This window comes from Oerskovia sp. USHLN155, from assembly GCF_037145535.1.
GTDB lineage: Bacteria > Actinomycetota > Actinomycetes > Actinomycetales > Cellulomonadaceae > Oerskovia > Oerskovia rustica.
Genome location: NZ_JBBCXG010000006.1, coordinates 283,130 through 295,926 on the forward strand (window position 1 = coordinate 283,130; position 12,797 = coordinate 295,926).

The window sequence follows — 12,797 nt, forward strand, 5'->3', positions numbered from 1 at the left end:
GGTGGGATGGACGGTCGATCGACGATGTTGGGCCTGTTGGCCCGCTCGCTCGCGGGCGGCGATGCCACAGCACCGCTCGCGGTCAGGCTCTGCCGGGCGTGCGTGGAGATCCTGGCTGCTGACGGCGGCGCCCTGACGCTGTCGTCGACTACCCCGGAGCGGCTGACGGTCAGCACGTCCGACGGAGTCTCCGCCCGGTTCGAGGATCTGCAGGAGGTCTTGGGAGAGGGACCGGGCCAGGTCGCCTACAGCGAGGGACGGACCGTGATCGAGGTGATCGACGGGGTGGACAGCGCTCGTTTCCCGGTCTTCAGCGAGCTCGCCGAGCACGTGACAGGGCCCGTCACGTTGTTCGCTATACCGATGCGCCCGGCGGGACAGACCATCGGCGTCCTTACCCTGTACCGGGCCCGCGGGCAGTTGGCGCACGGTATCGAGGACGCGCAGTTCCTCGCCGACGCCGTGGGTGCCGCACTCCTGGGGGACCCCGCCTCGGTCAATGCCCTGTCGTTCCCCACCTGGCCCGAGCGCGCCCGCGTGCATCAAGCCACCGGCATCGTCATCGCTCAGCTCCAGGTCGCTCCTGAAGATGCCCTGGCCTTGCTGCGGGCAACGGCCTTCGCCCGTTCACAGACGCTCGACCAGGTCGCCGACGACGTAGTCTCCGGCGACCTGAACTTCGCTCGCCGTGACGACCGGTCCGACGGGATCGTCTCGCACGAGACGCCCGGAAACGAGGAGACATGATCCCGCGCACGTCCGCCCAGGCGCTGGCCGCCGTGACCTCGGCCCTGCTGCAGGACCACGACGTCACGGGTCTGCTCGCCCAGCTCGTGCAGGACAGTGCGCGCTTCGTCCCGGCCGACGCAGCCGGACTCCTGGTCCTGGACGAGACGCTCATGCTCGAGGTGTTGAGCGCGACGTCTCACCGGACGAACGAGCTCGAGGTCTATCAGGCCCAGCGCGACGAGGGGCCGTGCGTCGACGTCGTGCGCGCTGGGAAGCCCGTCGAGGCGATCGGTGAGGACGAGATCAAGGGCACGTGGCCCAAGGTCGGCGAAGAGATCGTCGATGCGGGGTTCCGCGCGGTGTTTGCGTTCCCGTTGCGCTGGCACGCTCGCACGATCGGCGGACTCAACCTGTTCATCTCCGAACCCCGACCGCTCGACGACGACAGTCGTCAGCTCGCGCAGTCGTTCGCGGACGTCGCCGCGCTTGTCATCGTCCAACCGCAGCGCTTCGAGGAAGTCGACCTCCTGGCCAGTCTCCGGCGAGCGCTCGAGGGCCGTGTGGTCATCGAACAGGCCAAGGGCGTCCTGGCCTATCAGCTCGGGCTCGACATGGCCGGTGCCTACGACGAGCTCGTACGCCGCAGTGGACAGACCTTCCAACCGTTGACGGATGTCGCCCTCGACGCGATCCAGGTAGCGCACAGAGGAAAGTAGAGCTGCTGCGTGCCACCACGGCGATGCGGACCGAGCGAGGTCGCAAACCTCGCCGACCTCCTTGCCGAAGGGCTCCGGTCGAGAGGCTCTCCTGGTAGCCGTAGTGGCTGGACGGAGCCCCCCCGCCATGACCGCGGTCGTGCCCAGCCGGATCACGAGCCGATCCACCTGTGGCAAGGGGGCTCGGGGCCTGCGGACGGTGTCGGCGAAGTCGTCACCCGCGCCCTTCTCCCTGCAGAGCGCGGAGGCCCGGTCGCGGCCAGCGGTGCGTCAGGCAGACAATAGGGGGCCGTCCGTGCAACCGCCCCAAGGGAGCGATATGGCCGACACCGCTACTGAGCAAGGCTCGGTCCTGCTGGACGCTGACGGGACGCTCGTGGACTCCACGTACCTGCATGTCGACGCGTGGATGCGCGCCTTCGCGCTCGTCGGTGTACGCGTGCAAGCGTGGCGGGTGCATCGCGCGATCGGCATGGGCTCGCCCCAGCTCGTCGCCTCCCTGGTCGGCGACGACGAGGCTGAGCGGCTCCGAGATCAGGTCAGCGACTACCACGAAGCTCTCTACCTGGACGTCGCAGGCCGCGTGCGCCCTCTCCGTGGCGCTCGAGAGCTCGTGGTCGAGATCGCCCGACGAGGGGCGCGCCCGGTGCTCGCGACCTCCGCGGCGCCCGCCGAGCTCGAGCGCCTGCGCGCCACCCTCGACATCGACGAGCACCTGTTCGCGATCACATCCTCGAAGGACGTGACGACAGCCAAGCCCGACCCCGAGCTGGTCCACACGGCGCTCGAGCGGGCGGGGACTGCTCCGGAGCGGACCATCATGCTTGGCGACGCAGTCTGGGATGTGATCGCCGCCCGGCGCGCCGGCATCGAATGCGTCGCCGTTCGCACCGGCGGCATTGGCGCCGACGAGCTGCGGGACGCCGGCGCGCTCGCCGTCTACGAGGACATCACTGCCCTCCTGGACGACCTGGACGACAGTCCTCTTGCCCGGGCATGGCGCTGACGGCTCGTTCGTGACCGGCCGCGTCCCCTCTGAAGCGCTTGCCGGGTGAGCCGCCTCCCACGCGGAGAACGGCCGTTCCTCTAAGATCTCGCTGATGGACGATCAATGGCTCGCCGAGGCGACAGCATCCAGCGCCCTGGGACGCCAGGTTCTCGAGGTCGACTGGCAGACAACACCTCTCGGCCCATCTCAGGGCTGGCCGCAGAGCCTGCGCCATGCGGTGCGCATGTGCTTCTCGACGCGCTTCCCGGTCCTGGTCGTCTGGGGCCCAGACCTCACCCTCATCTACAACGACGGCTACCGTGACCTGCTCGGCACGGACAAGCACCCTCAGGCGCTCGGCGCCCCCGTCCGCGAAGTGTGGCCAGAGATATGGGACGACATCAGTCCCCTGTTCGAGAAGGTGCTGGGCACTGGGCAGGCGACCTGGAGCGAGAACATGCCGCTGACCATGCACCGGTCCGGCTTCCACGAGGAGACCTACTTCACCTTCTCCTACAGCCCGCTGCACGACGACGACGGCCAGATCGCCGGCGTGCTCGACATCGTGACCGAGACCACCGAAGAGGTCGTGAACCAGCGACGGCTCATCACGATCGGCGAGCTGCACGCCGCGCTGCCCACCACGTTCACGGACCTGCTCGCGTTCGCCCAACCCATCATCGAGGTGCTCTCAGGCAGTGCGGACATTTCACGCGCAGCCTTCTACGCTCCGGAGGCCGTTCCCCACCTGCTTCTGGAGACCGGTGAAGCAGGCGGTGACAGCGAGATCGAGCTCGTGGAGCGTGCTCTCGCGACCGGACAGCGCGAGGTCCTCGCCGCCACGGTCGTCAAGCCGCTGCGCAACCCGGCCGCGGGCGGGCTCGCGGGTGTCCTCGTCCTGCAGGCGACCACCGGACGCCCCTGGGACCGCGACTACATCCGTTACCTGACAGGACTCGCCTCGACGATCGGGGCTGCACTGCGTGACGCCGTACGGCTGCGGACCACGATCGACGCGCTCCGTCAGCGCGCCCAGCGCTCCGAGGAAGAGGCCGCCCGCGTCCGGGAGGTCGCCCTCGAGCTGCAACGGGCGGTCCTCACAGACCCGCCCGAGCCGGACTTTCTCGAGGTCGCCGTGCACTACCAGCCAGCGGCCCTCGAGCGGGACATCGGCGGTGACTGGTACGACGCATACGTCACCTCGGAGGGTGCCACCACGGTCGTCATCGGTGATGTGGTGGGTCACGACATGGTGGCTGCGGCGACCATGGGGCAGCTGCGTGGTCTCGTTCGCGCCATCGGCTACGACCGTGGGCAGTCCCCCGCCCGCGTGCTCGAGCGCGTGGACGCAGCGATCCACGGACTCGATCTCGGCACCAGAGCCATAGCGACCGCCATCGTTGCGCGCATCGAGCAGACCGTAGACGAGCGAGGGCGCCAGGTTCGGACAGTGCGGTGGTCCAGTGCCGGTCACCTGCCCCCGATGCTCGTGCGCGCGGACGGCACCGTCGAGACGCTGTCCGTCCGTAACGACCTCCCGCTCGGCCTCGTTCCCACCGCCACCAGGCACGACCACACCGTAGAGATGCACATCAACGACACCCTCGTGCTCTACACCGACGGACTCGTCGAGCGCCGAGACCGCAGCATCCGCGACGACCTGTGCGAACTTGCGAACGCCCTGCACGGCACGCATGCCCTCTCGCCCGACGAGATCGTCAAGACGGTTCTGTCCAAGCTTCTCCCCGAGGCGGGCGACGACGACGTCGCGATCCTCGCCATGCGCACCGGTCCGGATAGCGACACCTGATTCGGGCCCACCGCAGCGAGCGCAGCACAGGGAGACTGCGGCCGAGCCGGTTTGATGTCGTCGTCGGGTAGAACCCCGACCGGCCGGTCGGCGTATCGGCACCGCGGAACACCCACCGGTCCCGTCACCGCGTCGGTGAGCGAACCGAAGCCCGGGAAGCGGCCCGGACCGGGGTCGAGGTTTGCCCGGTCGCGCGACTCGCCGGCAGCGTGATCGACGAGGCCGCCAGCAGGTCGTCGACACCGGAGACTGGTCGTCGGGCAGGTCCCGCACTCTGCCGATAGCGTCCGAGCATGACATCGAGCTCGAAGGCACACCATCTCCGCGCATCTGCGGTCGGCGCCATGGTGACGATCTGTCTGCTGGCTGGTTGTGGCGCAGCGCCCAGCGGCGAGGACGCCGTCGTGGCGTCCCGCGAGTTCTTCGACGCGGTCGCGGCCGACGACCTGGTGGGCGCTTGCGAGCTGCTGGCACCAGCCGCACGCGAGGCTCTTGAGGAAGAGACCGGGGCGCCCTGCGTCGAGGCACTCGGGGAAGGCGAGACCGGGCTCGTCCTTCGTTCCGTGGCGGCGGTTGCCCAGGACACCAGCGCCCCCTCGGTGACCCTTGCCGGCCGACAGGCACAGGTCGTCGCCGGAGGCCACGTGACGTTCCTCGCCGTCTCGGGAGATTCCTGGCTCATCACGGCCGCCGCTTGCGCTCCGCGTCCCGACCGCCCTTACGACTGTGAGCTGGAAGGAGACTGACATGAGAGTGGCGTTCATCGGTCTGCTGGGTGGGGTGCTCCTTCTCCTGGCTGCATTCATCACGATCGGGCTGCTCCAGCGATGAGCGCGCGGATGCCGACAGGTCTGCGGAACAACGGGCTCACCCTCGTGTTCGTCACGATCTTCGTGCTCGCCCTCGCGGGACAGGCCGTGTTCGGGGTCGCGCTCTACAACCAGGAGCAGCTCTCGGCGGGCCTCGACCCGATCACGCTCGCACAGTACGTGACGACGTCGGCGTTCGCGGTGGACGTGACCGAGAACTGGCAGTCGGAGTTCCTCCAGTTCCTGCTCTACATCCTCGCGACCGTGTGGTTCGTCCAGAGGGGCTCCCCGGAGTCCAAACCCCTCGACCAGGCAGGGCGGGAGTCCGACGAGGACCAGCACGTCACCGAGTTCTCGACACCGCAGTCCCCGCCGTGGGCGCGGGTCCGCGGCTGGCGGCTCGCGCTCTACTCCCGTTCGCTGAGCCTCGTCATGGGCGCGATCTTCCTCCTGAGCTGGCTCGCCCAGTCGATCGCGGGGTCGGTGACGTACAACGAAGGGGCGATGCGGGACCTCGAAGACCCGGTCACGTGGGGTGAGTACCTGACCCTTCCCGACTTCTGGAGCCGGACCCTGCAGAACTGGCAGTCCGAGTTCCTCGCGGTCGCGTGCATGGTCGCCTTCTCGATCTACCTGCGCGAGCGCGGCTCTCCCGAGTCCAAGCCCGTCGGAACCCCACACACCGCTACCGGTGTCGAAGGCTGACACACACCCTCCAGGCCGGCATCGGCGTCCCGCGACGCCGATGCCGGCACCACTGCGACGCCGACGCCTCGGAGCGCCGTCCGCTCGTCAGGGCGTGGGCATCCCTCCGTTGACGTTCAAGGTCTCCCCCAGGACGTAGCTCGACTCGCTGGACGCCAGGAAGACGTAGGCCGGCGCGAGCTCTGTCGGTTGCCCGGCACGCCCCAAGGGCGTCTGCTTCCCGAACTGGGGCAGCGCGTCCACCGGCTGACCGTGCGCGGGCTGCAGAGGCGTCCAGATGGGACCCGGGGCGACCGCGTTGACACGGATGCCCCGGGGCGCGAGCTGCTGGGCGAGCCCCTTGGTGAACGCGTTGATGGCCGCCTTGGTCGAGGCGTAGTCGAGCAGGGTCGGAGAAGGGGCGTATGCCTGGATGGACGTGGTGTTGATGACGGCCGATCCCGGGGGCATGTGCCGCACGGCCTCGCGGGTGATGCGGACCATCGCCTGGATGTTGACCGTGAAGGTCTCAGTCACCTGCTCGTCCGAGAGGTCTTCGAGGGACTCCACGGCGACCTGCTTGCCGGCGTTGTTGACCAGGATGTCCAGCCTGCCCAGGGCCGCCAGAGCCTGGGGCACCAGCTCGGCCGTGTACCGGTCGTCGGTCAGGTCACCCGGGAGAGCGACCGCCCTGCGCCCGCAGCCTTCGATGAGGGACACCACGTGCTGCGCGTCTTCCTCCTCCGCGGGCAGATACGAGATCGCGACGTCAGCACCCTCCCGCGCGAAGGCGACGGCCACGGCCGCCCCGATGCCGGAGTCTCCGCCGGTGACCAAGGCCCTGCGTCCCTCCAGGCGTCCGGTCCCGCGATAGGAGTGCTCGCCGATGTCCGCGGGCGGGTCGAGGTCGGCGTCCAGTCCGGGCTCGCTCTGCTGCCGCTTCGGGGGCTCGATCGCCGGATACCGCTCGACGGGGTCCTGAAAGACCAGCTGGTCCTTCCGAGCCGCCTGCGCGACCGCCGATTCCTGGTGCGGGTCATGAGTTTCAGTCATGAATGTCTCGTTCCTCTCCAGGTCTCTTCGCAAGACACGCCGCATGCAGCCCCTCAATGCTGGGCTGCATGTTCGGCGTCACGTCTCGAGGTCAGCCCGTGAAGGCGTCCTTGACGTCCTCGCCAGCCTTCTTCACGTCGGCCTTGGTCTGATCGACCTTGCCTTCGGCCTCCAGCTTGTCGCTTCCCGTGGCCTTACCGGCACCTTCCTTCAGCTTGCCCTCGTATCCTGGGCATCGTGCTCGACCTTGTCATCGAGTCCCATCGTGCGCTCCCTTCGTGGTCGGTCCTTCCACCGTACGCACGCTCGTGAACCACTTGCATCCCCTTCCAGGCGGCTTCTGGCGACGCGCTCGCAGCTGCAGGGGATCTGCCAGAACATGCACGCTTACGCAAGCAGGCGGCTTGTCGGTGCCGGGGTAGGTTTCACGTCTCGCACCCCGATCCGGCGCCGACGTTCACACCGCTCGCCCGTCGAAGAAGCGGCGGATGCTCCCCTAGCGAGGGTTGCGCAAGAACTCGTCGATGCAGTGTCGGCGGTGTTCGTCGAGGGGCAGGATGTGTCCGAGGTTGATCAGGCGGGACGCGAGGTCTCGCACGGGAACGTTGTGCTTGTTGGACGTGGCGCGCAGCAGCTCGAAGGCCTCGTCGATCGTCAGGCCGTGCGTCACCGACAAGACTCCCTTGGCCTGTTCGATCACCCCGCGGTGCGCGGCCGACGTCCGGATGTGATCACCTGCCATGACTTCGGCGCGCTGAGCCACCGGGGCGGTGGCATCGATGAAATAGCCCATCAGCTCGACGACCGTGCCAGTCTCAGGATCCCGGCGTCCTTGCCCGACCAGGACCACGACACGTTCGTGACCGAGAGCGTTCATGATGCGGTGCACGCTGTGGAACGGGTCCCCGGTGACCTTCGCGATCTCCAGGATGCGGCGGAACCGCTCCCGGTCCGCGGGGTGCTTGTGCGCCAGGACCAGGTCCGTGGTCGGTACGACCTCATGTGGCTCAAAGCCGTGCATGCGGTAGGTCTCTGGTGACCACCACCACCGCTCGGTGGCCAGGTCGTAGCGCCACTGCCCCGTGGCTGGCTGGCGTGTCGTGGTGTGATGTTCAGGCGCTGCTGGGGGCGCCGAGGGGGCGCGGTCTTCGATGGACATGACGGGACGACTCCTCAGTTTCAAGGACGCGTGAGCCGACTGCCTGACTCGTTCTGTGCCATCGACCGTACGCGCAATGCGATGGTTCCTCCAGAGCAAGGCAGCTTCCGGAAGACAAGTCCCCCACCGCCCACGCCTCTGCGTGAGGAGTGCGGAGGTCGGCCCGCTGCCCACGCCCCGCGTGGCGGGCTGGCCCGGGGCGACGACGAGGCGTCGGCGTGTTCTCCCGGGGCGCACCAGGCGTCACGGCCGGGATGCGCCTGCACCGAAGCATCGACCCGCGGGAGGTTCGGCGACGGAAGACCGACCCGGCCGGGGCGGGAGAGCGTGCGGCCGCCCGGTAGGCGCGAGGCAAGGCAGCGTGCGCTACGGTCGAAGTCTGGCCGAGAACAGCGCCGTCCGACCTGCCGCGCACCGACGCGCGGCACTGCCCGGAGGTTCCGTCGATGGTGAACACGGAAGCCCGCCGCGCCACTCCGGCGCGTCCCGCTCCTCGACGCTCAGCACTGCGGTCCGTCGTGTCGTGGGTGACGTCGACCGATCACAAGACGATCGGATACATGTACCAGGTCGCGTCGTTAATCTTCTTCTGCATCGGTGGCCTCATGGCCCTCGTGATCCGTGCCGAGCTCTTCGAGCCCGGCATCCAGATCGTGCAGAGCAAGGAGCAGTACAACCAGCTCTTCACGATGCACGGCACCATCATGATGCTGCTGTTCGCCACTCCCCTGTTCGCCGGGTTCGCCAACGCGATCATGCCGCTGCAGATCGGCGCACCTGACGTCGCCTTCCCACGACTGAACATGCTCTCGTTCTGGCTGTTCCTGTTCGGAGGGCTCATCGCCTCGGCAGGCTTCCTCACGCCCCAGGGGGCCGCGTCGTTCGGATGGTTCGCCTACACGCCGCTCTCCACGACCACGTTCACTCCTGGCCCTGGAGGTGACCTGTGGGTGCTGGGCCTGGCCATGGCGGGGTTCGGGACCATCCTGGGGGCCGTCAACTTCGTCACGACGATCGTCACGATGCGCGCTCCGGGCATGACGATGTTCCGCATGCCCGTCTTCACCTGGAACACGCTCGTCACGAGTCTCCTCGTGCTGATGGCCTTCCCCGTCCTCGCGGCGGCTCTGTTCGGGCTCGCCGCAGACCGCCGACTCGGTGCCCAGATCTACAACCCCGAGAACGGCGGGGCGCTGCTCTGGCAGCACCTGTTCTGGTTCTTCGGCCACCCTGAGGTCTACGTGATCGCGCTGCCGTTCTTCGGCATCGTCTCGGAGATCCTGCCGGTCTTCAGCCGCAAGCCCCTGTTCGGTTACAAGGGCATCGTGTTCGCGACGATCGCGATCGCCGCCCTGTCGATGACGGTGTGGGCGCACCACATGTATGCGACCGGAGCGGTCCTGCTGCCGTTCTTCGCGTTCATGACGATGCTCATCGCGGTCCCGACCGGTGTGAAGTTCTTCAACTGGATCGGCACGATGTGGCGCGGCAGGCTCACGTTCGAGACGCCCATGCTCTGGTCGATCGGCTTCCTCGTCACGTTCCTGTTCGGCGGGCTGACGGGGATCGTCCTGTCCAGTCCCGCGATGGACTGGCACGTCACCGACACCTACTTCGTCGTGGCGCACTTCCACTACGTGGTCTTCGGCACCGTCGTGTTCGCGATGTTCGCCGGGTTCTACTTCTGGTGGCCCAAGTTCACCGGACGCATGCTCGACGAGAAGCTCGGCAAGATCCACTTCTGGTTGCTCTTCATCGGCTTCCATACGACCTTCCTGATCCACCACTGGCTGGGCGTGGCGGGCATGCCGCGCCGGTACGCGGACTACATGCCGGAGGAGGGGTTCACCTGGATGCACCAGGTCTCGACCGTCGGCGCGTTCATCCTCGCCGCCTCGACCCTGCCGTTCCTGTGGAACGTCTACACGACCTGGCGCAACGCGCCTCACGTCACCGTGGACGACCCCTGGGGCTACGGCCGGTCCCTCGAGTGGGCCACGTCCTGCCCGCCGCCGCGGCACAACTTCACGTCGCTGCCCCGGATCCGCTCCGAGGCACCTGCCTTCGACCTGCACCACCCCGAGGTGGTCGCGATAGAGGAGGTCGACGCCGATCCGGGTCCGCTGGACCAGGTCTACGGCGACGCCGACCGGCGCGGCGAGGAGACCCAGGCTCGCGCCCGCCGCCACACCAGCCAGCCGCGCGAGGACTCGACGAGCGCCGACGTCCAGGACGAGGAGCTCTGAGGCGAGCCATGTCCACTGCACCTCAACCGCCCTCCCCCGTCCCCTCGGGGCGGGCGCCCTCCCTCTGGGAGGCGGCCGCCCCGCGGGACCGTCTCCCCCGCCCCGCCCTGTCGTCGAGCATCCAGGCCGACGTGGTGATCGTCGGCGGCGGGCTCACAGGCCTGGCCACGGCCGTGGAGCTCACGCGTCATGGCGTCCGCGCCGTCGTCCTGGAGGCCCTGACGACCGGATCCGGCACCACGGGCCGCACCACCGGCAAGGTCAGCCTTCTGCAAGGGACGAGGTATGCGCGCATCGCCGAGCTGCATCCGCCTGCTGTCCTGCGATGCTACGCGGCGGCGAACGCTCAGGGGATGGACTGGTTGGAGGCCTTGTCGTCCAGCGCCCGGCTGGGCTGGGAGCCGCGCGACGCCGTCACCGTCGCCCTCGACGACCAGGAGCGGGCGGAGGTCGTGCGCGAGCACGAGCTCAGCCGCCGGCTGGGGCTCGACGCGACGCTCGACGACGTCCCCGAGCTGCCGTTCCCCCACCGCGTCGGCCTGCGCCTGGCGGGGCAGGCGCAGATCGACCCCCTCCAGCTCGTGGACACCCTGCTCGACGAGCTGGACGCTCACGACGTCCCTGTGTTCGAGCGTTCCCGGGTGCTCTCCGTCCGCCGGACCGGCAGGCGAAGCGTCACCGTGCGGACCGACCGCGGGCAGGTGCGTGCTTCCTGCGTCGTCCTGGCGACAGGAACTCCGCTCGGGCGGCGCGGCGGGTTCTTCGCGCGCCTCGAGCCGCTGCGCTCATACCTGGTGTCGTACTCCGTGCCCGGACCGCTGCCCGAGGGCATGTACGTCTCCGCAGGCCAGAACGTCCGGTCGCTCAGGACCGCTCGGTCTCCCGGCGGCGACGTCCAGCTCCTCGTGGGCGGCGAGGGCCACGTCGTCGGGCGAGAGCAGGACACCGTGGGACGCCTCCGCGCTCTCGACGCGTGGACCGGGCAGTGGTTCCCCGGCGCCCGGCGGACGCACGCCTGGTCGGCGCAGGACTATCGGCCGGTCGCCGGGCTCCCTCTCGTGGGTGGCGTGGCCCCTGGGGACGGGCGGGTCCTGATCGCCACCGGCTTCGACAAGTGGGGACTGACCAACGCGACCGCGGCCGCACTGGCTCTCACCGGACGCATCGTCGGCCGCCCTCCGGGGTGGGCCGACGTGTTCGACCCGTGGTCGAGCCACCAGGCACGCGGCGCGGCCCGAGCCCTCGAGCTCAACGTCGGCGTCGCGAGGGACCTCGGCTCGCAGTGGTGGCAGGCTCTGCGCCCTGCCGGGAACGGGGGCTCACCCGCCGAAGGCCAGGGACGCGTCACGCACCTCGGCGCGCGACCGACAGCGCGCTGCACGGTCGAGGGGACGACCCACACCCTCTCGGCGGTCTGTCCGCACCTCGGGGGCGTCGTCCGGTGGAACGACGCCGAACGCTCGTGGGACTGCGGGCTGCACGGCTCGCGGTTCACCCCGGACGGCCAGGTGATCGAAGGACCCGCCACTCGCGGCCTGCGCGACGCCTGACCGGGGCACGGCAGCCTGCGCCCTAACCTCGGTCCGTGCCGGAGATCGCGTCGAGGTCACGTCGGACGCTCTCCGGCACGACCACCCGGCGCCGGAGGGCCGGAACCACCGTGGGCAGGGCGTCGAACAGGCCACGTCGCTCCCAGCTCCCTGCGCGCGCAAACCCCGCCGCGCGTGCGAGCACGGTGCGCCACGGCAGCAGGAGCAGCGCCGACGTCAGAGAGGACCGCGCGATCTGCGCGGCCCGGGCCCCCGGCGTCGCCCGGTGGGGCGACGGATAGTGGTGGACGACGAGACCCTCGGCGTAGACGAGGGCCCAGCCGCTCGCGGCGAGACGGAGCGCCAGGGGCTCCTCCTCACCGGGGAAGCGCACCAACGGATCGAAACCGCCCACGGCGAGGAACGCCTCGCGTCGCAGCATCGTGGCGCAGGCCATGAAGCCCAGCACACGCGGCCCGGGCAGTCCTGCGCCCCCGAGCGGCGACGCCCTCAGCGAGCCCACCACGGGGTCCTCCACCTCGTCCGGGCCGACGAGGACCCGCCCGACGACCGCCGCGACCCGGGGGTGCCCGTCCAGCAGATCGGCTCCCGCACGCAGCGCCCCAGGGCTCCACCACGAGTCGTCGTCCGCGAACGCCACGAACGGCGTCCGGGCGCGGGCCACGCCGATGGTGCGGGCCAAGGCGCCGACGTCTGTGCCGAGCCGGACGATCGACACGTGCGGCATCGACGTACCGACGGCGTCCGCAGAACCGTCCGACGACCCGTTGTCCACGAGCACGACCGCCGCGCGATGACGTGGGAGGGACGCGAGCAGCTCCTCGCGCCGGTCGCGGCTCATCACGACGACGGTGACACGCTCGTCCTCGTGCATGGTCATCACCTCCGGTCGTCTTCATCGCGAGCGTTCCGACGGGGCCTCAGCACCCCGCGTCGAGGCCCGCCGAGCGCCTCGGATCACACGAAGAGAACTACGTATGGGTGTACCGACGTGCGAACCGACGAGAAGCGGTTCATGGTGTGGAGAGCGGACCGGTTGCAAGAGGTCGACCA

At 69.2% G+C, this 12,797-nt stretch carries 11 protein-coding genes and 1 pseudogene; 8 read left to right on the forward strand and 4 right to left on the reverse strand.

Features of this window, described 5'->3' with window-relative positions:
• Nucleotides 1–6: 6 nt before the first annotated feature.
• The 6 genes from WFH32_RS10905 (at nucleotide 7) to WFH32_RS10930 (ending at nucleotide 5,757) form a co-directional block, all read left to right on the forward strand.
• Complete coding sequence (locus WFH32_RS10905) at nucleotides 7–747, forward strand: GAF and ANTAR domain-containing protein (protein WP_336707399.1); 741 nt, start codon at nucleotides 7–9, stop codon at nucleotides 745–747.
• Complete coding sequence (locus WFH32_RS10910; protein ID WP_336707400.1) at nucleotides 744–1,445, forward strand: GAF and ANTAR domain-containing protein; 702 nt, start codon at nucleotides 744–746, stop codon at nucleotides 1,443–1,445. Before WFH32_RS10905 ends, WFH32_RS10910 begins: the two co-directional genes overlap by 4 nt.
• A 319-nt stretch (nucleotides 1,446–1,764) precedes the next feature.
• Nucleotides 1,765–2,451: an HAD family hydrolase gene (locus tag WFH32_RS10915; protein ID WP_336707401.1), complete on the forward strand. Its 687-nt coding sequence runs from the start codon at nucleotides 1,765–1,767 to the stop codon at nucleotides 2,449–2,451.
• Between the two features lie 94 nt (nucleotides 2,452–2,545).
• A complete protein-coding gene (locus WFH32_RS10920) occupies nucleotides 2,546–4,243 on the forward strand; it encodes a SpoIIE family protein phosphatase (protein WP_336707403.1) in 1,698 nt (565 codons plus the stop codon).
• Nucleotides 4,244–4,536: 293 nt separating this feature from the next.
• Nucleotides 4,537–4,989, forward strand: coding sequence for a hypothetical protein (locus WFH32_RS10925; protein ID WP_336707404.1), 453 nt, complete (start codon nucleotides 4,537–4,539; stop codon nucleotides 4,987–4,989).
• 93 nt (nucleotides 4,990–5,082) lie between these two features.
• On the forward strand, nucleotides 5,083–5,757 hold the full coding sequence (locus tag WFH32_RS10930) for a DUF6766 family protein (RefSeq protein ID WP_336707405.1): 675 nt from the start codon (nucleotides 5,083–5,085) through the stop codon (nucleotides 5,755–5,757).
• Nucleotides 5,758–5,844: 87 nt separating this feature from the next.
• Here WFH32_RS10930 and WFH32_RS10935 read toward each other — a convergent pair whose 3' ends face one another.
• From WFH32_RS10935 to WFH32_RS10945, 3 genes and pseudogenes are all read right to left on the reverse strand, one after another.
• Nucleotides 5,845–6,789, reverse strand: coding sequence for an SDR family oxidoreductase (locus WFH32_RS10935; protein WP_336707406.1), 945 nt, complete (start codon nucleotides 6,787–6,789; stop codon nucleotides 5,845–5,847).
• A 91-nt stretch (nucleotides 6,790–6,880) separates the two neighbouring features.
• Nucleotides 6,881–7,053, reverse strand: a pseudogene (locus tag WFH32_RS10940) (CsbD family protein).
• 232 nt (nucleotides 7,054–7,285) lie between these two features.
• Complete coding sequence (locus tag WFH32_RS10945) at nucleotides 7,286–7,948, reverse strand: PAS and ANTAR domain-containing protein (RefSeq protein WP_336707407.1); 663 nt, start codon at nucleotides 7,946–7,948, stop codon at nucleotides 7,286–7,288.
• Between the two features lie 446 nt (nucleotides 7,949–8,394).
• Between WFH32_RS10945 and ctaD the strand changes: the two genes are divergently transcribed.
• Nucleotides 8,395–10,194: an aa3-type cytochrome oxidase subunit I gene (gene ctaD / locus WFH32_RS10950; RefSeq protein WP_336707408.1), complete on the forward strand. Its 1,800-nt coding sequence runs from the start codon at nucleotides 8,395–8,397 to the stop codon at nucleotides 10,192–10,194.
• A gap of 8 nt (nucleotides 10,195–10,202) precedes the next feature.
• Nucleotides 10,203–11,744, forward strand: coding sequence for an FAD-dependent oxidoreductase (locus WFH32_RS10955; RefSeq protein WP_336707409.1), 1,542 nt, complete (start codon nucleotides 10,203–10,205; stop codon nucleotides 11,742–11,744).
• 22 nt (nucleotides 11,745–11,766) lie between these two features.
• Here the strand turns inward: WFH32_RS10955 and WFH32_RS10960 are convergent, their stop codons facing one another.
• Nucleotides 11,767–12,618 (reverse strand): glycosyltransferase, encoded by an 852-nt coding sequence (locus WFH32_RS10960; RefSeq protein ID WP_336707411.1) that lies wholly within the window; start codon nucleotides 12,616–12,618, stop codon nucleotides 11,767–11,769.
• Nucleotides 12,619–12,797 lie beyond the last annotated feature (179 nt).

Excerpts from the sequence above, each read along its gene's own strand:
- WFH32_RS10910 (WP_336707400.1), top strand. The coding sequence starts at position 744 with ATGATCCCGCGCACGTCCGCCCAGGCGCTGGCCGCCGTGACCTCGGCC.
- ctaD (WP_336707408.1), top strand. The coding sequence starts at position 8,395 with ATGGTGAACACGGAAGCCCGCCGCGCCACTCCGGCGCGTCCCGCTCCT.
- WFH32_RS10905 (WP_336707399.1), top strand. The coding sequence starts at position 7 with ATGGACGGTCGATCGACGATGTTGGGCCTGTTGGCCCGCTCGCTCGCG.
- WFH32_RS10925 (WP_336707404.1), top strand. The coding sequence starts at position 4,537 with ATGACATCGAGCTCGAAGGCACACCATCTCCGCGCATCTGCGGTCGGC.
- WFH32_RS10955 (WP_336707409.1), top strand. The coding sequence starts at position 10,203 with ATGTCCACTGCACCTCAACCGCCCTCCCCCGTCCCCTCGGGGCGGGCG.
- WFH32_RS10960 (WP_336707411.1), bottom strand. The coding sequence starts at position 12,618 with ATGCACGAGGACGAGCGTGTCACCGTCGTCGTGATGAGCCGCGACCGG.
- WFH32_RS10920 (WP_336707403.1), top strand. The coding sequence starts at position 2,546 with ATGGACGATCAATGGCTCGCCGAGGCGACAGCATCCAGCGCCCTGGGA.
- WFH32_RS10945 (WP_336707407.1), bottom strand. The coding sequence starts at position 7,948 with ATGTCCATCGAAGACCGCGCCCCCTCGGCGCCCCCAGCAGCGCCTGAA.
- WFH32_RS10930 (WP_336707405.1), top strand. The coding sequence starts at position 5,083 with ATGCCGACAGGTCTGCGGAACAACGGGCTCACCCTCGTGTTCGTCACG.
- WFH32_RS10915 (WP_336707401.1), top strand. The coding sequence starts at position 1,765 with ATGGCCGACACCGCTACTGAGCAAGGCTCGGTCCTGCTGGACGCTGAC.
- WFH32_RS10935 (WP_336707406.1), bottom strand. The coding sequence starts at position 6,789 with ATGACTGAAACTCATGACCCGCACCAGGAATCGGCGGTCGCGCAGGCG.